We start from the raw sequence: 19,523 nt of genomic DNA on the forward strand, positions 1-19,523 counted from the left end.
AGTGCATGGCCGGCGCCGCCAACGTGCCGGCGCGACCGTGAGAGATGCATAACGTAATCTGCTGGAGAGACTTATGATGTTGCGCCGCGAGTCTTTGCCGAGGCTTCTTTCCAAAACGGAAGCCGCGGCCTACTGCGGCGTCGGCGCGGCGACGTTCACCGCTCATTGTCCCGTTCGCCCGGTTGCCCTTGGTCCGAGCAAGCGGCTTGAACGCTTTGATCGTACGGCGCTTAACGAATGGATTGATCGACTGGCCGGCGGCGATGACGTAGAATCTCGAGACTGGCTGGCTGAGATGGATGGCCACAATGACGGTCGTTCGCGTTAAGGGCATCAAGCGCTATCGCCGACGTGGCAAGTGGTATTGCTATCATCGCGCGACGAACACTCGGCTAAAGTCCGAGTTCGGAACGGGCGAATTCTTCGCGGAGCTCGCTTCGCTCGAACGCAAAGTGCATCGCACGAAAGCGGCGCCAGGAACACTCGGTTTGCTGCTGGCCTCTTATAGGCAGTCGCCGAATTATTGCGATCTCGCGGCTGCCACGCGCGGCGGCTACGCGAGGATCATGGATCTTCTGAAACCGTTGCACGAAATGCCGGTCGTTGAGATGACGCCGGCGTTCTTAGCCGGACTGCGCGATAAGGTCGGGGGCAAGCACGGGCGCCGCCAAGCGAATTATGTCTTAGCGGTGCTGTCGGTCGCGTGCGAGCACGGCCGTGAACATGGATTTCTGCGCGACAATCCCGTGAAGGGGATCAAACGACTGCGTCGCGACCGGCAATTGGAGCGCGCAAATCGACCGTGGTCGGCCGCAGAGCGTCAGGCGGTGCTCGAGAATGTTCCAGAACAACTCAAAATTCCGATTGCTTTGGCCATGTTCACGGGTTTGCGGAAGGGCGACGTTCTGCGCTTGCTCAAGTCGGCGGTGCGAGACGGGCGAATTTGGCGACGGACCGCGAAAACGGGCTACGAATTGTCGATCCCGATTCACCGCGATTTATTGCGGTTTCTTGAGCCTGCCGCAAAGCACGACGCGGTCACGCTTGCCGTGACGACGAAGGGCACGCCGTGGACAGAAAGCGGATTCAACGCGACGTTTATAAAGACAATGCGATCGCTCGAGCGGGCAGGGAAGGTTGAGGCCGGCCTGACGTTTCATGGGCTGCGCCATACAGTCGGCACGCTTTTGGTGGAGCCGGATTCGATATCGATACTGTGCGGCGTTGGCTCGGCCAAAAGACGCTCGCCATGGCCATTCATTATACGGAAACGGCGGACACGGCAGACCGTATGGCCGACGTCATCGCGCGCTTCAATCCGCTCGGCACGAAGGGCAAAGCGTAACTAATTCGTCTTGTCTCGGTGTGTCTAAGAGGGTGAGATTCGTGCTCGCTTCGCGTGTGCATGATTCAGAGCAAATCGCGAACAAAAGTGTCTAACGCGGCCGAAAAAGTGTCTAACGCTGTTCGTTTCAAATGACTTAAGTCATTGATTTAAATGGTGCCCAGGGGCGGAATCGAACCACCGACACTGCGATTTTCAGTCGCATGCTCTACCAACTGAGCTACCTGGGCAGGTTCCGGCCGACGCCGGAGGGGCGCTTTATAGGAAGCGATGTTGGGCTTGTCTAGCGGCTTGGTGTCTTCAACTCAAGGTGCGCGGCGGGGCAGGCGGCGCTTCGTTCCGGTCATTTGTAACGCGCGCTTAGACATTGCAGCTTCGCCGCCACCTTGCCGTGCGCCAAACGCGCCGCTATAAGCGCGCGGCCCACCTGAGAGACATTCAAAAACATGGCGATCGAACGCACCTTTTCCATTATCAAACCCGATGCAACGCGCCGCAACCTCACCGGCGCGATCAATGCGCTCATTGAAGCGGCGGGATTGCGGATCGTCGCCCAGAAGCGCGTGTTGATGACACAGGCGCAGGCCGAGGCCTTTTATGCGGTTCACAAGGCGCGGCCGTTTTTCGGCGAACTGGTCGAAACCATGACCGCCGGTCCGGTCGTCGTGCAGGTTCTCGAAGGCGAGGACGCGATCAAGAAATATCGCGAAGTGCTTGGTGCGACCGATCCCTCGAAGGCTGCGGATGGCACAGTGCGCAAGCAGTTCGCGCTCTCGGTCGGCGAAAATTCGGCGCATGGATCGGACGCGACCGAGACTGCCGCGATTGAGATCGCGCAGTTCTTTGCCGGCAACGAGATCGTCGGCTGACCGGCCCTATTCCGGCCGGAGTTTGATGCTCCTGTCGCCGCCCACCAAAACGACAATCGCGCGGCGGACCGAGATCCCTATGCAAAGAAGAGCGCGCGGCGTCTCGGCGTCATTTCTGAGCCTTGGGCTCGCGCTCGCGATCTCGGGGCCTGCCGCGGCGGACAAAATCAAGCATTCGATCGCGGTCTTTTCCGGCCTCGATAAAATCACCGGCCGCATCATCTCGTTTGAGGTCAGTGCCAACGAAACGGTGCAGTTCGGCTCGCTGCTTGTCACCGATCGCGTCTGCTACACCCGGCCGCCGACCGAAGCGCCACAGACGGATACGTTCGTTCAAGTCGATGAGGTCGATGCCAACAAAAACACCAACCGCATCTTTTCCGGCTGGATGTTTGCGGCGAGCCCGGGTCTCAACGCACTCGACCATCCGATCTATGATATCTGGCTGACGGATTGCAAAGGCACAGCTCAGGTCATTGCATCACCGCCGACGACGGCTGCGACGCCGGAGCCGGAGGCCGCGCCGGCGCCACAGCAAACGCCGCAAAATTCCGACGCTGAGCCCGCGCCAGCACCCGTACCGGCCAAGCCGCCGCGGCACGTCCGGCATAGCGCGCAGCAAACGCCGCAGGACATGCAAAACGGGCCGGTCGATGTCAGCCCGCCGCCCGGGTTTCAGGCGCCCCCGGACAATGGCGGCGATAATCAGGACAGGCTTGGTCCCGGCACACCCAGACCATCGCCTGACAATGGCGGTGATGACGACCAGGCCCCGCCGCCGCAAGTGCCCGGCATGCTGCCGCCCGACAATAATAACAATAACTAGATTTCGGACGCCGGATTGCCGGCGCCCTCAAGGGCTGCAAGGACCTCGCGACCCATGACCGGCTGGTTTTTAGGCCAAACCAGGAAATCGCCTTCGTGCGCGACCGCGTCTGCCAGGGCGAGACGGTACGTCTCCTTGGAAACCTCGATTGCACCAAGCGATTGCAGATGCGGCGTCACGAATTGCGTGTCGAGCAGGCGGAAGCCGCCGGCGGCCAACCGTCCGGCCAAATGGATCAATGCGACTTTCGACGCATCAGTCTGCCGATGGAACATGCTCTCGCCGAAAAAGGCTGCGCCGAGCGCAACGCCGTAAAGTCCGCCTGCCAGGACCCCGTCGCGCCACGCCTCGACCGTGTGGACGCGGCCAAGATCGAAGAGCTGGCGGTAAAGCTTCTTGATCCGTTGATTGATCCAGGTCTTCTCGCGCCCTTCGCCGACGCCCGCGCAGGCATCGATCACGGCCTCGAAATCATAATCGATCCGAACCTCGAAGCGGTCTGAGCGCACCAGACGCGCCAGCTTCCTGGAGATGATCATCTTATCGAGCGGGAAGACGCCGCGCGCCTCTGGATCGATCCAGAAGAGGTTCTGATCTTCCGCGCTCTCGGCCATCGGAAAAAGGCCGATCGAATAGGCGCGCATCAAGATGTCAGGGGTAATCTCAAATTCCTGGCGTGGCCGGCTCATGCCTAAAAGATGTGTTCAGGCCAGCGGCCGCGTCAAGCGCCGGACGGCCGGGTTCACCAAAATCGCGCAGCCTTTCATAGCCGCTCCGAGCATTGCCAAAAATTCCCGTATAAAGTTTCATATTTGGCACATTCGGCTAGAAACGTGGGGAGAGACGGCTCGGATCATTTCCCGAAATTCCTTGAGACTATAACAATCTAATAGCCACGTTCAGTCGCCAGCAGAGGCGCCACACGCGGCAGGGAACCGGGATGACATGTGTGCGCAGGCTTTCGATGGCAGCTTTGGCCGGCATTCTTGCCTCTAGCTGCGTGCGCGATCAGCCCGTTCCGCTTTCCCCAGCCGTGACGGCTGCCTCGCTGGAAAGCCGTAGTCTCGGCGATCCTCGCCTGCGCCAATTCGTTCTGGCGACGACACGGCCGGACTCTGGGCCCGATGCACGAATTCGCTGGGATCTGGCCAGTCTCACGGCGGCGGCGCTCTATTACCATCCGGATATTGCGCTCGCCGAGGCCAAACTGGCCGGCGCAAAGGCGGCGGTCATTACGGCCAACGAACATCCCAATCCGGTCCTGAACTTCACCAACATCGTCGGGCAGGGGCTTGTGCCGGAGGCGATTCCGATCGGCGCCGCGCCCTTGACCATCGGGCCGGCGATCGACTTCATGATCGACGCCTTCGGCCGGCGGGAGGCGCGCACGGCGGAGGCGCAACGGCTGGAGCAGGCAGCCCGCTGGGATATTGCGGCGGCGGCCTGGCAGGTGCGCAGCCGCGTCCGCACCGCGCTCCTGGCGCTTTGGGCGGCTCAGCGCCGGCTGGCTCTGACCCAGCGCCGGCTTGCGCTGCAAAATCAGCTCGTGGAATTGCTGGAGCATCGTCAGACAGCCGGCGAAGCGTCTGCGCTCGACGTCTCACGCGAGCGCGTCAATCGTGCCGAGGTCACGTTGGCGATGCACGACCTCGATCTGGCTGTGGCCGAGGCCCGCGTTCAGGTCGCAACGGCCATTGGCGTTCCCGATCAGGCGCTGGACGGTATCGCACTCGAAACCGGCGACTTCAACAGGCCGCCGGCTTTGACCGCGGCCGCGACTTCCGACGCGTGGCGGCGCGAGGCCCTCACACGGCGTGCCGATATTCAGGCGAGCCTCGCGACATATTCGGCGAGCCAGTCGGCGCTTAAATTGGCGATCGTCGGGCAATATCCCGATATCACGCTGAGCCCTGGCTACAGTTACGAATACGGGATCAATCAATATCAGCTCAACGTCGTCTCGACGCTACCGATCTTCAATCAGAATCAGGGCGCGATCGCCGAGGCTATTGCCAAGCGGCGCGAGGCGGCAGCGCGTTTTATCGCCTTGCAGGCGCAGATTATCGGCGAGCTTGATTACGCGACTGTCGCCTATCGTAAATCAACGCAATCCCTGACGAGTGCCGAGGCGATGCAGGCGGATGAGGCGCACCGTGCGCGTCAGTCGAAAAATCCTTTGGCGCGGGGCAGGCGGATCGCCCGACACTCGTTTCGACACAAATGGAGGCCGCGATTACAGCGCTCACCGATTTCGACGCCATGCTGCAGCAACGCGAGGCTTTGGGGTCGCTGGAAGATGCGTTGGAGCGACCGCTCTACGGTCCGGATATCCTGCTGATATTGCCGGAGACGCAATTGCCGCCGAGGTCTTCGTCATGAATGCTGTCAGAAGATTTCGCCTCGCGGCGTTGCTGTTGCTCGCATTTGCGATCGGCGGCGTGCTTGGCTCGTTTTATCTCATCCCCTCGCACGCGGATGAAGACAGCGACAATGACAATCCCAATCCAGTGAGGCTCACGATCAAGGATGGCGTGCCGACTCTGACGCTGACGGCGCAAGAACAGCAGAATGCCGGCATCGTTGCCGCGAAACTCGATACCGCGCCGCCGCGGAATTACATGCGCGGCTTCGGCACTGTGCTCGATCCCGCCGGACTTGCCGATTTCGAAAATCAATATCTCGAGGCCGAAACCCAGGTCGCAGCGGCAAAATCGCGTCTCGGGAGCTCGCAGGCTGCCTATCAGCGCGCGCAGGTTCTGAACAAAGATCAACAGAATGTTTCGACCGCGCAATTGCAGACCGCGCGCAGCGGATTCGATGTCGATGCCAATGCGCTTGCAGCGGCGCGGGCGCGTACCGCCGCCATTATCGCCAACACACGGCAGGCCTGGGGTGAGGCGATCGCCAACGCTTTGGCAAGCGGCGGCCCGGAGATCAACGATCTGCTTGCGCGCAATCATTATCTGGTGCGCGTGACGTTGCCGCCCGATGTGGCCATCTCGACGCCGCCGGCAATTGCGAGCGCGCTCTACGGCACGACCGATGTGCGGCTTCGTTTCGTGTCGCTGGCGAGCACGGCTGACCCGAAATTGCAGGGGATAAGCTACCTTTATGAGGCGCCGGCGCAAAATCTGCTGCCGGGTCTCGCGCTCGAAGTCACGCTGGCTGTTGCGAGCGGGCAGCCTGGACTTATCGTGCCGGATTCGGCGGTGGTTTGGCTCGAAGGCAAAGCCTGGATTTACATCCGCACGCAGCCGACGACTTTCATTCGCCAGGGCATCAATCCGGCGAGCTCGGCCCCGCGCGACGGATTTGTCGTCTCCGGCCTTCCGGCTGACGCCCGGATCGTTATCCAGGGCGCGCAGATGTTGCTTTCGGAAGAATTCCGCGCCTCGGTCCCGGTCGAGGATTGATGATGCGCATCGCCGGTTTGCAGGCCTCGATCATCCGCTTTGCGCTGCGCTTTCGCGTCATCGTCGTCGTGCTTGCTTGTCTGCTGGTGGCTTACGGCATTTATGTGCTCGACCACGCGAGCTACGATGCATTTCCTGAATTTGCACCGCCGCAAGTCGATATCCAGACTGAAGCGCCGGGCTTTTCAGCAGAGCAGGTCGAGACTCTCGTCACGCGGCCTATCGAGGAAGCCGTCAACGGAATCGGCAATCTGCAACGCATCGAGTCGAGCTCGATTCAAGGCCTTTCCGACATCAAGGTCTATTTCGATGTGACGACGGACCGTTATCTGGCTCGCCAGCAGGTGGCCGAGCGGCTCGCGACACTTGCCAATCAGCTTCCGCCTGGCGTCCAGGCACCCGGAATGACACCGATGACGTCGTCTGGCGCCACGATCATGGTCCTCGGTATCACATCCGACCGGCAATCGCTGATGAAGCTGCGGACGATTGCCAAATGGACGATCCGGCCGAGCCTTTTGTCCGTGCCAGGCGTCGCTGGCGCGGAAGTCTTTGGCGGCGAGGAAAAGTCGACACAAATCCTCGTCCATCCGGATCGGCTGATCCGTTATGGCCTCGGTATGGAGGAAGTGCTTGCAGCGGCGCGCAGCGCGACCGGCGTCGGTGGTGCGGGCTTTATCAGCACCCCAAACCAGCGCATCACTCTGCAGACGGACACGTCGGGTCTAGATTCCCAAGATATCGCCCGCACGATCGTACCCGATCGTACCATTGCCCAATGGCGGCCGCGTCACGCTCGGCGACGTCGCCGATGTGATCGAGGCGCCGGAACCTTCGATGGTGCCGGCTGCGATCATGGCCAGCCCGGCGTCGTGATGAATATCGACGAGCAATATGGTGCAAACACACTTGAGGTCACAAACGCCATTGAGGCCGCACTTGCCGATCTCAACCCCAGTCTGAAGGCCGAAGGCGTCACGCTTCATACGGGTCTATTCCGGCCGGCGAACTTCATCGTCGCGGCGACCAACAATTTGCGCTCGTCATTGTTGATCGGCGGCGTGCTGGTGATCGCCGTTCTCATTCTCTTTCTTTCGATCTCCGCGCCGCAGCCATCTGCTGCACGGCCATCCCGATTTCTCTGCTTGCGGCTGTCGTTATCTTGCAGCGATCTGGCATTACGTTGAACACAATGACGCTCGGCGGTCTGGCGATCGCGCTCGGCGAGGTAGTAGACGATGCGGTGATCGGCATCGAAAACATCACCCGCAGATTGCGCGAGAACGAACTCTTGCCACAGCCGCGTCCTGCCGCGCGCGTGGTCCTGGAAGCTACCTTTGAAGTGCGCAGTGCCGTCGTCTATGCGACCTTCGCGGTGCTGCTCGTCTTTCTGCGGTCGTGACCCTGTCAGGTGTTGCCGGGCGGCTCTTCGCGCCGCTTGGGCTTACTTATATTTACGCGGTCGTTGCTTCGCTGATCGTGGCGCTGACCGTTACGCCCGCGCTCTCCTTGCTGCTGCTTCCCCACCACGCCAAGGCGCATGTGCCGCCCGTCGTCAGATGGACCCGCGGCGGTTACGAACGGCTTCTGCGCATCATCGTCGGCGCGCCGCGCGTCGCGATTTTCTTTGCCGCCGTCCTGACCATCGGCCGGCCTCGCATTGCTGCCGCTTTTCGGCGAAACATTTTTACCTGATTTGCAGGAAGGCCATTTCATCGTCCACATGACGTCGATGCCCGGCACGTCGACTGCCGAGGGCTTGCGGATGGGCGCGCGGATCGCCGACGCCATGCTGAAATTGCCGATGGTGAAAACCGTCGCGCAGCGCGTGGGGCGCGTCGAGCAGGCGGCGGCGGGCGATACGCACGGCACGCATCAGAGCGAATTCGAGGTCGAGCTTAACCCGATCTCCGGCAGTGCCGCGATGAATGCCAAACAGGCGTTGCTCAATCACCTGTTGGATTTTCCCGGCGTCAACATTTCCGCCAATACGTTCCTGACCGAGCGCGTCAACGAAACGTTTTCCGGCTATTCGACACCAGTTGCGGTCAACGTCTATGGCAGCGATCTTGGCGCGATCAATGACACGGCCAAGCGCGTCGTGACGATCCTTCGCAGAGTCCAGGGGGCGGCCTCGGTGGAGCTGGAATCTCCGCTCGGCCTGCCACAGGTCTCGATCAGGCTTCGGTCGACCGATCTGCGCCGCTTTGGCATCGCGCCCACTAACGTCCTCGATGTCGTGCGCACCGCATATCAAGGCGATGTTGTCGGCCAGACTTATGAGGCCGACCGCGTGTTCAATGTCATCGTTCGGCTCGCGGAGCGTCGCTGGTGGCAATGTGATGGGGATTGGCGACCTCACGCTTCGCGCGCCCGACGGCACCTATGTGCGGCTGGCGCAAGTCGCCGACATAGAGCCGACGTCAGGCCTTTACCTTATCGAGCATCAAGGCGGCCGGCGATTGCAATCCATTACGCTCGACGTCCAGGGCAGGGATCCGGCTTCCTTCGTGAAGGACGCACGCGCCGCACTCGCCAAGCTCAAATTGCCGCCAGATACTTACATCGTCTTCACCGGCGCCGCGGAAGGTCAGGCGCAAGCGCAGCAAGATCTCATGCTGAAATCGATCTTCGCCGGCGTCGGGATTGTTCTTTTATTGTCGATCGTCACGCGCAATTGGCGCAATCTACTCGTGACGCTCGCGAACCTGCCTTTTGCGCTCGTGGGCGGCGTTGTGGCCGTCTATTTTTCTGGCGCGGTGCTTTCGCTCGGCTCGCTGGTCGGATTCGTCACCTTGTTCGGCATCACCCTGCGCAATTCGATGATGATGATCTCGCATTACGAGCATGCTGGTCTCGGTCGACGCGAGGGCGTGGGATAGAGACACGGCGGTTCACGGCGCCGGCGATCGGCTGGCGGCTGTCTTGATGACATCGCTCGTAACCGGGCTTGGTCTTCTGCCATTGGCGATCGGCATGAATACGCCGGGCCGCGAAATCGAAGGCCCGATGGCGCTCGTCATTCTCGGTGGCCTGTTCACCTCGACGGCGCTCAATCTGTTTATCTTGCCGCCGCTATCGCTGCGTTTCGGCCGGTTCGTCGGCACGCCCGAGGACGAACTGGCCGACGCGCCGCAAGCCAAGGACGCCGTCACAGTGCTCTAAGTCGCTTCAGGCCTTATCCATCCCGCCTTTTTCGAGAAAAATGCTCGAGCCAGTGGATGTTGTATTCGCCATTTTGTACATCCGCATTGCGCACCAGCGCGCGGAACAGCGGAATTGTCGTCTCAATTCCATCGACGATAAATTCATCGAGCGCTCGCTTCAGCCGCAACATCGCCTCGTCACGCGTGCGGCCATGTACGATCAGTTTGCCGATGAGAGAATCGTAATAGGGCGGGATCGTATAACCGGCGTAGGCGGCGCTATCGACACGCACGCCGAGGCCACCTGGCGGGTGATAATAGGCGATCTTGCCAGGCGATGGCCGGAAGGTTTTCGGATCTTCCGCGTTGATCCGGCATTCGATCGCGTGGCCCAGCATCGTCACATCGCTTTGCGAGATGCTCAGCGGTGAGCCGGCGGCGATCTTGATCTGCTCGTTCACGAGATCAAGGCCGGTGACCATCTCGGTTACTGGATGCTCGACCTGGATGCGGGTGTTCATTTCGATGAAGTAGAACTTACCCTCATCGTAGAGGAATTCGATCGTCCCAGCGCTTTTGTAATTCATCTCGCGCATGGCGTTGGCGCAGATCTCGCCGATCTCAAGCCGCTGAGCGAGATTGAGCGCGGGTGAGGGGCTTTCCTCGAAGACCTTCTGATGGCGCCGTTGCAGCGAACAATCGCGTTCACCGAGATGGATCGCATGGCCTTGGCCGTCGCCCAAAATCTGAACTTCGATATGGCGCGGATTGTCGAGGAATTTTTCGAGATAGACGGCGTCGTCGCCGAAAGCCGCCTTGGCTTCGCTGCGCGCAGTCGCGAGCGCATTCGAAAGTTCTTTCGCCGAACGCGCGACCTTCATGCCGCGCCCGCCACCGCCAGCGGACGCCTTGACGATGACCGGATAGCCGATCTCCTTGGCGATTCGCATAGCTTCGTCGGGTTCTACCGCGCCATCGGAGCCGGGCACGCAGGGGATGCCGAGCTTTTTCGCCGTGCGTTTGGCCTCGATCTTGTCGCCCATTAGTTTGATGTGTTCGGCACTCGGGCCGATGAAATCAATCTGATGTTCCTCGAGAATTTCAGCAAAGCGGGCGTTTTCGGCGAGGAAGCCGTAGCCCGGATGCACCGCCTCGGCGCCGGTGATTTCGCACGCCGAAAGCAGCGCGGGGATATTGAGATAGGATTCGCGCGCCGGCGGCGGCCCGATACAGACCGATTCATCCGCGAGCTTGACGTGCATCGCTTCCGCATCGGCGGTTGAATGCACGGCGACGGTCGCAATGCCGAGCTCTTTCGCCGCGCGAAGAATACGCAGTGCGATCTCGCCGCGATTGGCAATCAGTATCTTGTCAAACATGCGCGCTCACGGGGCGCCTCTCATTCAACAACGACGAGAGGCTGGCCAAACTCGACGGGTTGACCGTCTTCCACAAGGATCGACGTCACAGTTCCGCCCTGGGGCGCGACGATCTCGTTAAAAGTCTTCATCGCTTCGATCAACAGCAGCTTCTCGCCGGCCTTGACCTGCATGCCGATGGTGATGAAGGGCGCCGATTCCGGCGACGGCCGCAGATAGGCGGTGCCGACCATCGGGGATTTGACCGCGTTGGCAGCGATCGCCAGGGCGGCCTCATTCGCGGCCGGTGCAAGAGCGTGGGCCTGAATGGTCGACAACGCCGGTACGGCAACCGCGATGGGTGCGGCCGCGGCGTTTGCGCTTTGGCGTTTGACCTTGATCTTCAATTCGCCTTGGGCGACCTCGATTTCACTGAGGTCGAGCCGATTGGCGATTTCGCCGAGAGTCTCGACGAGTTGCGGATCGATTGGGGAGGGCGGGGCCGGTATGACCGGTTTCTTCTCTGTCATGTTTTTAACTCTCGCCGGTCGTTGGGGCGAACAGGAGGGCTTGCAGGGCAAGGTCATAAGACCGCGAGCCAAATCCCACGATCACGCCGCGGGCGGCCGCGGATAGGCGGGAATGATGGCGAAAATGTTCGCGCGCGTGGATATTCGACAGATGTACCTCGATGACATGGGCGTTTGAGCCTTTGATCGCATCGAAAATAGCGATCGACGTGTGGCTGTAGGCGCCCGCGTTGAGGATCACCGGCTCGCCGGCGCGCCCCGCATCCTGGATCCAGGTGACGAGATCGCCCTCGTGATTGGACTGGCGGAAGTGCAGCGTGACATTTTGTAGAGCCGCCACCGCCGAAAGACGTGCCTCGATATCGGCGAGCGTTTCGTGGCCGTAAACATCCGGCTCTCGGGTTCCGAGCAAATTGAGGTTGGGTCCGTTGAGGACGTGAATCGCCTTGATCATTGAGCTTTATTGAGGGGGCCAGCGCGAAGCTTCCTTAACCGGCTTCCCGCAGCAAAGAAAGCCCGAGATGCACGCGGACAGCCTTCAAAGAAGCTGTCTGGCGAACAGGTTAGGAACAAATGGCCTTGCCGCACTTCCTGATGTTGTCGACTTTGGTTTGCAGCTCGGCATAGCCGACGGCGCCGTCGACGACGGTATCGCCGACGATATAGGACGGCGTGCCCTCAATCTGCAGCACATGGCCGAGCTTGAACCCTTCCTCAAGGCCCGCCTTGGCCGCCGGCGCCTGCGCATCGCGCACAAGCTGCGGCATGTCGGCGCCCATCTCTTCGGCCAGATCAACTGCCTGCTGCTTGCCAACCAAGCCATGCATACCCAGAAGCCGCTGGTGATATTCCCAGAATTTGTCGCCCTTGAATTGACCCCGTACGCCAGCCGCAATGGTCGCCGCATCGACGGAGGCATCCGAAAGGATCGGGAAATCGCGCAGGACGACCTTGAGGTCCGGATTGGCTTTGATCAGCCGGGCGAGATCGGGCAGCATTTTTTTGCAATAGCCGCAATTGTAGTCGAAGAACTCGACCAGCGTGATCTTGCCTTGCGGATTGCCGACGATCGATTCATTTGGCGAGCTGTAGAGCGCACCCTTTACGTCGCTGAGGCTCTTGCTGCGCGCGGCGGCCTCTTTAGCCTTTTCGCGATCAGTCAATTCCTCGATCGCCTGTTGGACGACCTCCGGGTTTTTCAGGATATAGGCCTTCACGACCGCTTCAATCTGGCTTGTCTGCGGGTCGGATAACTCGCCGGCCTTGATGGGGGCGCCGAACAGGGCGAAGGCCACCGCGATGGCCGCGAGACGCGCGCCTCGAGCAAGAAAACCGGCCATTCCTATATCTCCTTGGTAAGAAATCTCGAAGGACGCTCGCCGAAGCGGCTGCGAAGCCGCACGGGGCATAATTTCCACAGGTTATCGCTCAGGCGGCTCGCGCTTTCAATTCAGAGTTTCGCGAAGCAAATGGTGATCCACCGTGGCAAAAATGTGCTTTCCAGGCAACAGTTTGATCCATAAAAGCCGGTCTCCGCGCCCGCAGCGCAGGTATTCAGGCCGTGTTCATTCGCTTTGACCCACGCCTAAACTGAAATCTAGTTCTCGGAATCCCTCGAAATGCGGTCCAAGCCTGTCTTTTTTGATCCCACCGGCAAGCGCGCGGTGCGCCTCTCGTGGACTGTGCGAATCGCGGCCGCGGCGGTCGTGATCATCGGCGTTGTCTTCGTCGTTATGCTGCTCGGCAACAATGCGCCTTTGAGCACAAATCTCGAAGGCTCGGCTGAAACGCTCTTCCGGCCTCCGGTTCCAGCGACGGTCACCCGGCATTCGCTGCAGAAATCCACCCGGCGCGTCGCCATCGAATTGCGCGGCAAGGAGCGCGATCTCGCGCGCATGGCTTATCTCAAGGCTCGGCCCGCGGATGCTTCCGGACCAGTCTCGGGCCGTAGCCTGGCAATCGGCTTCTATGCCAACTGGGACCAGACCAGCTTTTCGGCTCTGAAGAAGGATTTGCCGCATCTCGACTGGGTGATTCCGACGTGGCTGAGCGTTCAGGGCGATGAAGTTGGCATCCGCAACGATCTCGATCACCGCGCGCTGGAGGCGATTCGAGATCAGGATCCGACGAAGCCGATCTTTCCGCTCTTGCAGAATTCCGTCGAAGGCAAATGGGACAGCATCGGGCTTGCCAAATGGCTCGCCGATCCGGCGAAGCGGGCCGCACGCCTGAAAGAAATCATCGATTTTCTCGATTTCAATCAGTGCCGGGGACTGACGGTCGACTTTGAAGAGGTGCCGGACGGCGCCCAGGCGAATCTACGGACTTTTCTCAGTGAGATGTCGGCCGCGTTCAAACCGCACGGCTGGAAAATTCTGCTCTCAGTCCCGTTTGACGACGATTCCTGGGACTACGTCGCCTATTCCAAGATCGTCGATTACACGATCCTGATGGCTTACGACGAGCATTGGGAAACCGGTGCGGCGGGCCCGATCGCCAGCCAGAGCTGGTTTGAAAAATTGCTCGACGACCGGATGAAACAACTCGATCCGGATCATACGATCATTGCGCTCGGAAGCTACGGCTACGATTGGCCGAATACGGGCAAGCCTGCGGAAGATGTGACCTTCCAGGACGTGGCGCGAATCGCCCACATGCGCGCGAGCGACATCGATTTCGATGCCGACGCCGAGAATCCGCATCTCGCGTACAAGGACGATGCCGGCCACGCGCACGACATATGGTTCCTCGATGGCGCCTCGACCTTCAACGAGGTCCATGCCTCGGACGTTTATCGGCCCGCCGGCTATGCGGTGTGGCGCCTCGGCGCTGAGGACCCCTCCGTCTGGTCGGTGCTTGGGCGCCCCTATGATTCCGCCGCGCCGGACGGCCTCAAGACCATTCCCGCTACGCAGGAAGTCTATTTCCAGAATCAGGGCGAAATCCTGCATGTCGCAGCGCAGCCGTCGACCGGCCAGCGCGTCTTCGAGCTCGACCCGGAGACAGGTGATATCGTCGATGAGAATTACGAAGTCCTGCCGACCTCGTTCATCATCCAGCGTTTCGGTACCGCGCCAAAAAAGTTGGTGCTCACCTTCGACGACGGTCCAGATCCGACCTGGACGCCGCAAATCCTCAACATTCTGAAGGAAAAGCACGTCCACGCCACCTTCTTCATCATCGGTGAGAACGCGGGCGCGCACCCCGACCTCGTCGAGCGCGAATATGAGGAAGGACAGGATGTCGGTGATCATACGTTCACGCATCCGAACATCGTCGAACTGCCGCAAGGCATGGCGAAACTCGAAATCAATTCCACGCGTCGGCTGTTCGAGGCCATCACCGGCCATTCGATGCGGCTGTTCCGGGCGCCATTCCTTGGCGATTCCGACCCGACGACGTGGGATGAGCTGGAGCCGGTCGCACTCGCCCAAAGCATGGGGTTCGTGACAGTCGGCCTGCGTATCGATCCTGATGATTGGCTGCGCCCACCGGCGCAGGCGATCGTCGATCGCATCCTGAAACAGGTCGCTGACCAGGACCCCGACAACGCCGGTAACGTCATCCTGCTGCATGATGCCGGCGGCGATCGCGCCGAGACGATCAAGGCTCTGCCGCAATTGATCGACGCCCTGCGGGCGCGCGGCTACGAATTCATCACCGCCTCGCAACTCGCCGGCCTCACGCGCGAACAGGCAATGCCGACGCTGCCACCCGGTATGTTCGAGCCCTTCATCAACCGCTCGGTCTTCTACACGCTCGGCTGGTCGCAGCACTTGCTGCAGGCGATGTTCATGGGCGCGATCTGGCTTGGTTTCGCCCGCGTCCTGTTTCTTTGCGTCCTTGGCCTCGTCCACCGCATCCGTGAGAAACGTCTGACGAAGCCTGTCATCGCCGGAACGCCGCCTGAAGTCAGCGTGATCATCCCTGCGCATAACGAGGCCGCGGTGATCGTCCAATCGGTTGAGCGCATTCTGGGAAGCTCTTATCCCGACCTGCAGGTCATCGTCGTCGATGACGGCTCGACTGACGGAACAGCCGCCGTGCTCGATCACGCGTATGGTGATCATCCTTCCGTCAGGATCATCTCCATCCCGAACGGCGGCAAGGCGAATGCGATCAACGTCGGCCTCGCCAGTGCCAGAGGCAGTATCGTCGTGGCACTCGACGCCGACACGTTGTTCGAGAAAGATACGATCACGAATTTGACGCGATGGTTCGTCGATCCGTCCGTCGGCGCCGTGGCTGGCAATGCCAAAGTTGGCAATCGGATCAACACGATCACCAAATGGCAGGCGCTTGAATATATCAGCGCGCAGAATCTTGAGCGCCGCGCCCTTGTGACCCTTGGCTGCATGACCGTTGTTCCGGGAGCCGTCGGCGCCTGGCGGCGCGAAGCTTTGGAGAAGCTCGGACGCTTCCCGACCAACACGCTTGCCGAAGATCAGGATCTCACGATCTCCGTCCAAAAGGCCGGCTATCGCGTCGTCTTCGACAGCGAGGCGGTTGCGTGGACGGAGGCACCAGATACGTTCAAAGGCCTCATGCGTCAGCGTTTCCGCTGGGCATACGGAACGCTGCAATGCTTGTGGAAACACCGCGACGTGACGTTCCGGCCGCGATTTGGCACTCTCGGCCTCATCGCGATGCCGCAGGTCTGGCTATTCCAAGTGCTGCTGACCGTCATGGCGCCGCTCGTCGATTTCATGCTGCTCTGGCAGATCTTGCACACAGGGCTCGACTATCTGCAGCACAGGGATCAGTTCAATCCCGATAATCTCGGGATCACGTTCGTCTATTTCCTGATTTTCATGCTGACGGACTTCCTTGCGGTCGCGATCGCATTCGTAATCGAGGGCGATGAGAACTGGCGGCTGATGCTCTGGCTTGGATTCCAGCGCGTCGGTTATCGTCAGATTCTCTATTACGTCGTGGTGAAATCGGTGATCGCCGCGGCGCTTGGGCCGCTGGTGGGCTGGGGCAAACTCGACCGCAAGGCGACCGTCTCGGTGCCGGCCGAATAGGGGGATCAGGCCGGCGCCTCATCGGCCGATGAGGCGCGCCTCTTGCACGTAGCCGAAGCTGCCCTTGCCGGGCCAGGCTCGGCCGTCAGGATAGCGCAATTCTATTCCGGCGAGATCCCTCTCATCCGCCAGACGCATATTGACGCCCATCTGGACGTTTCCGAACTTTGATATGGCGCTGGCGGTCAGAGTAAAATGCGTGGTCGAACCGCAATTTTGACAAAAGTGGATTTCGGCAGCCGGCTCGTCCTTGTCTTCCCGGCTATATCCCTTCGTCGTTCCCTCAATGCTAACTTTCGAGGGATGGAAATAGGCCCAGCGAGCGCCTGACTTACTGCAGAGCGTGCAATTACACTCGTTGATGAAGTCTGGCCGCTTTGGGATTTCGATACAGACTTTGCCGCAGAGACAGGAGAGCTTCAGCATTCCGTTGTCATATCAGGCGAACGAGTCGCCTGATAGCGACGTCCCGATCTTACGGCTTAGGAAATGGGTTACTTCTGCTCGGTGCAGGGATTGAGCGCCGGCGGATTGTGCACGACGCCAACGCTGCCGGTGGACGTATAGTCGATGTCGCCGCGCAGAGGCGTATCGTTGCCAAAGACGCGCGCCATCTCCTGATGTCCAGCACGGATAATCTGGGCGAGTTCGCCGTCCTTGCGCGCGGCATAGTGCAGAAAGTTGGCCGCGGCGACGCAAAGCACGGCGATGACCGATAACGCCAAAGCCAGGCTTTCAAAGCTGCTCGCGCGCTCGTCGCGCAAGAAAGAACGCAAATTCATAGCCTCTGAACCTCTAACCGCCGCAAGTCCAAGATGCGGGGGCAGGGTTAAGAGAGCGTTGACGAATTGCGTTAAAAGCGTGGTTTTAAATTAACGTTCCAATGCACTTTCCAATCGCATCGGAACCGCCCGAAAACCGCTTCACGCTTTTCGGTCCGATGCTCTAAACGACCACGAGATCGTTGGCGAAAGCGGCTCGCTCCTGAATGAAGGCAAAACGCGCTTCCGGCTTGTTGCCCATCAGGCGTTCAACGGAATCCGCTGTCTCTTCCTGATCGGCAGGGACGACGACAACTCGCAGCAACGTGCGGCTCCTCGGATCCATCGTTGTTTCTTTCAATTGCGCCGCTGGCATTTCGCCGAGGCCTTTGAAGCGGCTGACTTCGACCTTGGCTTTGCCTGTCAGCACCGTTTTCATCAGTTCTTCGCGATGGGCATCGTCACGCGCGTAGACGTGGTTCGAACCCTGCGTCAGCCGGTAAAGCGGCGGCACGCTGAGAAGGAGGTGTCCGTGCTCGATGAGCTTCGGCATCTGGCGGAAGAAAAACGTGATGAGCAGCGAAGCGATATGGGCGCCATCAACATCGGCGTCCGTCATGATGATGATCTTTTCGTAGCGAAGATCGTCGTCCTTATAGTGGGCACCGGTGCCACAGCCGAGCGCCTGGATCAGGTCGGCCAATTGCTGGTTGGCGGTGACCTTGTCCTTGGTGGCATTCGCGACGTTGAGAATCTTGCCCCGCAGCGGCAGCACCGCCTGATTGATGCGGTCGCGCGCCTGCTTCGCAGAACCACCGGCTGAATCGCCCTCAACGATAAATAATTCAGAGCCTTGTGCCGCGTTGTTCGAGCAATCTGCGAGTTTGCCCGGCAGCCGCAGTTTGCGTGTCGCGGTCTTGCGCGCGACATCCTTTTCCGCCTTCCGTCGTAGTCGTTCCTCGGCGCGCTCGATGGTGAAATCGAGCAGTTTGGTCGCCGCCGAGGGTGACGCCGCGAGCCAGTGGTCAAAGGCGTCGCGCAGTGTCGTTTCGACGATGCGGGTCGCCTCGGCCGTCATCAGCCGGCCCTTGTTCTGCCCCTGGAATTCGGGTTCGCGCAGAAAGACGGAGATCAGCGCGGCGCAGGAGGCCATCACGTCGTCGCTGGTGAGCACGGCGGCGCGTTTTGCCTGACCGATGCGCTCAGCATGGTCCTTTAAGCCACGCAGCAGCGCGCCGCGCAGGCCAGCCTCATGCGTGCCGCCATCGGGTGTCGGGATTGTGTTGCAATAAGAATGAACAAAGCCGTCGTCTTCCGAAAGCCACGTCACCGCCCATTCGAGCGAGCCGTGGCCGCCGGGCTTTTCGACCTTGCCAGTGAAGCTCTGGTCGGCGACTGTTTCCTTGTCCTTGATGTCCTGGGCGAGATAGTCCTTGAGACCGCCGGGGAAGTGGAACACCGCCTCTGCCGGAATGTCGCCGCCCGCTTCGAGCAATTGCGGTGCGCAGTGCCAGCGGATTTCGACGCCGCCGAAGAGATAGGCTTTCGCCCGCGCCATGCGGAAAAGGCGGCTGGGCTTGAACTTGGCCCCCTTGCCGAAAATCTGCTCGTCCACCTTGAAGCGCACTTTGGTGCCGCGGCGGTTGGCGATCTTCCCGACTTGCTCAAGCTTGCTTTTGGGCTCACCACGCTCGAAGACCTGACGATAGAGCATCTGGCCACGGGCGACCTCGACCTCCAACCGTTCCGAGAGCGCGTTGACGACCGAGACACCGACGCCATGCAGGCCGCCGGATGTCTGATAAGCACCGGAATCGAACTTACCGCCGGCATGCAGCGTCGTCATGATGACTTCGAGCGCCGATTTCTTGGGGAATTTCGGATGCGGATCGACCGGGATGCCGCGGCCGTTATCCGAGACGCTGAGATAGCCGTCGGCCTCGACCGTCACGTCGATGAAGGTGGCATGGCCTGCGACCGCCTCATCCATCGAATTGTCGAGCACTTCGGCGAAGAGGTGATGCAACGCGGCTTCGTCCGTGCCGCCGATATACATGCCGGGGCGACGGCGCACTGGCTCCAGCCCCTCTAGCACCTCGATCGACGCGGCGGTGTAGCCGGCCTCGCCGGGCGTGCCGCTCGCGCGAGGCGCCACCGCCTTACTCGGAGGCTGCTTGCGGGGAGCCGCGCCAAACAAATCGCCATTATGGGCCATCGGGGTGTCTCGTAGCCTTCCATTCGTGAATGAGTG

Annotated in this window: 18 protein-coding genes, 1 tRNA gene and 2 pseudogenes; 12 read left to right on the top strand and 9 right to left on the bottom strand. The window is 60.5% G+C overall.

Annotated features, from left to right (window positions below):
- Positions 1-73 precede the first annotated feature (73 nt).
- On the top strand, positions 74-328 hold the full coding sequence (locus tag WDN02_RS14895; protein ID WP_337294238.1) for a hypothetical protein: 255 nt from the start codon (positions 74-76) through the stop codon (positions 326-328).
- Entirely contained in the window at positions 309-1,349 is a 1,041-nt protein-coding gene (locus tag WDN02_RS14900; RefSeq protein WP_337294239.1) for a tyrosine-type recombinase/integrase, read from the top strand. The genes WDN02_RS14895 and WDN02_RS14900 overlap by 20 nt, the downstream gene beginning before the upstream one ends.
- 150 nt (positions 1,350-1,499) lie before the next feature.
- Here WDN02_RS14900 and WDN02_RS14905 read toward each other — a convergent pair.
- Positions 1,500-1,575 (bottom strand) — tRNA-Phe (locus WDN02_RS14905).
- Positions 1,576-1,791: 216 nt separating this feature from the next.
- Between WDN02_RS14905 and ndk the strand changes: the two genes are divergently transcribed.
- Positions 1,792-2,214, top strand: a complete 423-nt coding sequence (gene ndk, locus WDN02_RS14910) for a nucleoside-diphosphate kinase (protein ID WP_337294240.1) — start codon at positions 1,792-1,794, stop codon at positions 2,212-2,214.
- A 79-nt stretch (positions 2,215-2,293) separates the two neighbouring features.
- On the top strand, positions 2,294-3,040 hold the full coding sequence (locus WDN02_RS14915; protein WP_337294241.1) for a DUF2155 domain-containing protein: 747 nt from the start codon (positions 2,294-2,296) through the stop codon (positions 3,038-3,040).
- Here WDN02_RS14915 and aat read toward each other — a convergent pair.
- Positions 3,037-3,729: a leucyl/phenylalanyl-tRNA--protein transferase gene (gene aat, locus WDN02_RS14920; protein ID WP_337294242.1), complete on the bottom strand. Its 693-nt coding sequence runs from the start codon at positions 3,727-3,729 to the stop codon at positions 3,037-3,039. The genes WDN02_RS14915 and aat overlap by 4 nt on opposite strands.
- Positions 3,730-4,004: 275 nt before the next feature.
- Here aat and WDN02_RS14925 point away from each other — a divergent pair, with 275 nt between their 5' ends.
- The 7 genes and pseudogenes from WDN02_RS14925 to WDN02_RS14955 all read left to right on the top strand — a co-directional run bounded on the left by WDN02_RS14925 (position 4,005) and on the right by WDN02_RS14955 (position 9,618).
- Positions 4,005-5,378 (top strand): TolC family protein, encoded by a 1,374-nt coding sequence (locus WDN02_RS14925; protein ID WP_337294243.1) that lies wholly within the window; start codon positions 4,005-4,007, stop codon positions 5,376-5,378.
- Positions 5,379-5,415: 37 nt separating this feature from the next.
- Positions 5,416-6,453, top strand: coding sequence for a hypothetical protein (locus tag WDN02_RS14930; protein WP_337294244.1), 1,038 nt, complete (start codon positions 5,416-5,418; stop codon positions 6,451-6,453).
- Positions 6,454-6,455: 2 nt separating this feature from the next.
- Positions 6,456-7,855: pseudogene (locus WDN02_RS14935) on the top strand (efflux RND transporter permease subunit).
- Complete coding sequence (locus WDN02_RS14940) at positions 7,852-8,148, top strand: efflux RND transporter permease subunit (protein ID WP_337294245.1); 297 nt, start codon at positions 7,852-7,854, stop codon at positions 8,146-8,148. The pseudogene WDN02_RS14935 and the gene WDN02_RS14940 overlap by 4 nt, the downstream one beginning before the upstream one ends.
- 1 nt (position 8,149) lies before the next feature.
- A pseudogene (locus WDN02_RS14945) lies at positions 8,150-8,719 on the top strand (efflux RND transporter permease subunit); the annotation flags it as partial.
- Between the two features lie 76 nt (positions 8,720-8,795).
- Positions 8,796-9,335 (top strand): efflux RND transporter permease subunit, encoded by a 540-nt coding sequence (locus WDN02_RS14950; protein ID WP_337294246.1) that lies wholly within the window; start codon positions 8,796-8,798, stop codon positions 9,333-9,335.
- A gap of 46 nt (positions 9,336-9,381) precedes the next feature.
- Positions 9,382-9,618 (top strand): efflux RND transporter permease subunit, encoded by a 237-nt coding sequence (locus WDN02_RS14955; RefSeq protein WP_337294247.1) that lies wholly within the window; start codon positions 9,382-9,384, stop codon positions 9,616-9,618.
- Positions 9,619-9,631: 13 nt separating this feature from the next.
- Here WDN02_RS14955 and accC read toward each other — a convergent pair whose 3' ends face one another.
- From accC to WDN02_RS14975, 4 genes are all read right to left on the bottom strand, one after another.
- Positions 9,632-10,978, bottom strand: a complete 1,347-nt coding sequence (gene accC, locus WDN02_RS14960) for an acetyl-CoA carboxylase biotin carboxylase subunit (protein ID WP_337294248.1) — start codon at positions 10,976-10,978, stop codon at positions 9,632-9,634.
- Between the two features lie 20 nt (positions 10,979-10,998).
- Positions 10,999-11,487, bottom strand: coding sequence for an acetyl-CoA carboxylase biotin carboxyl carrier protein (gene accB, locus WDN02_RS14965; protein ID WP_337294249.1), 489 nt, complete (start codon positions 11,485-11,487; stop codon positions 10,999-11,001).
- 4 nt (positions 11,488-11,491) lie between these two features.
- Complete coding sequence (gene aroQ, locus WDN02_RS14970) at positions 11,492-11,938, bottom strand: type II 3-dehydroquinate dehydratase (RefSeq protein ID WP_337294956.1); 447 nt, start codon at positions 11,936-11,938, stop codon at positions 11,492-11,494.
- Between the two features lie 112 nt (positions 11,939-12,050).
- Entirely contained in the window at positions 12,051-12,827 is a 777-nt protein-coding gene (locus tag WDN02_RS14975; protein WP_337294250.1) for a DsbA family protein, read from the bottom strand.
- 279 nt (positions 12,828-13,106) lie between these two features.
- Between WDN02_RS14975 and WDN02_RS14980 the strand changes: the two genes are divergently transcribed.
- The gene (locus tag WDN02_RS14980) at positions 13,107-16,511 is read left to right on the top strand and encodes a glycosyltransferase (protein ID WP_337294251.1); all 3,405 of its coding nucleotides are present in this window, start codon (positions 13,107-13,109) and stop codon (positions 16,509-16,511) included.
- An 18-nt stretch (positions 16,512-16,529) separates the two neighbouring features.
- Here WDN02_RS14980 and WDN02_RS14985 read toward each other — a convergent pair whose 3' ends face one another.
- The 3 genes from WDN02_RS14985 to parE all read right to left on the bottom strand — a co-directional run bounded on the left by WDN02_RS14985 (position 16,530) and on the right by parE (position 19,487).
- Complete coding sequence (locus WDN02_RS14985; protein WP_337294252.1) at positions 16,530-16,937, bottom strand: aldehyde-activating protein; 408 nt, start codon at positions 16,935-16,937, stop codon at positions 16,530-16,532.
- A gap of 68 nt (positions 16,938-17,005) precedes the next feature.
- Positions 17,006-17,293, bottom strand: a complete 288-nt coding sequence (locus tag WDN02_RS14990; RefSeq protein ID WP_337294253.1) for a hypothetical protein — start codon at positions 17,291-17,293, stop codon at positions 17,006-17,008.
- Between the two features lie 163 nt (positions 17,294-17,456).
- Complete coding sequence (gene parE, locus WDN02_RS14995; protein ID WP_337294254.1) at positions 17,457-19,487, bottom strand: DNA topoisomerase IV subunit B; 2,031 nt, start codon at positions 19,485-19,487, stop codon at positions 17,457-17,459.
- Positions 19,488-19,523 lie beyond the last annotated feature (36 nt).

The sequence above is a fragment of the Methylovirgula sp. genome (genome assembly GCF_037200945.1).
Taxonomy (GTDB): domain Bacteria; phylum Pseudomonadota; class Alphaproteobacteria; order Rhizobiales; family Beijerinckiaceae; genus Methylovirgula.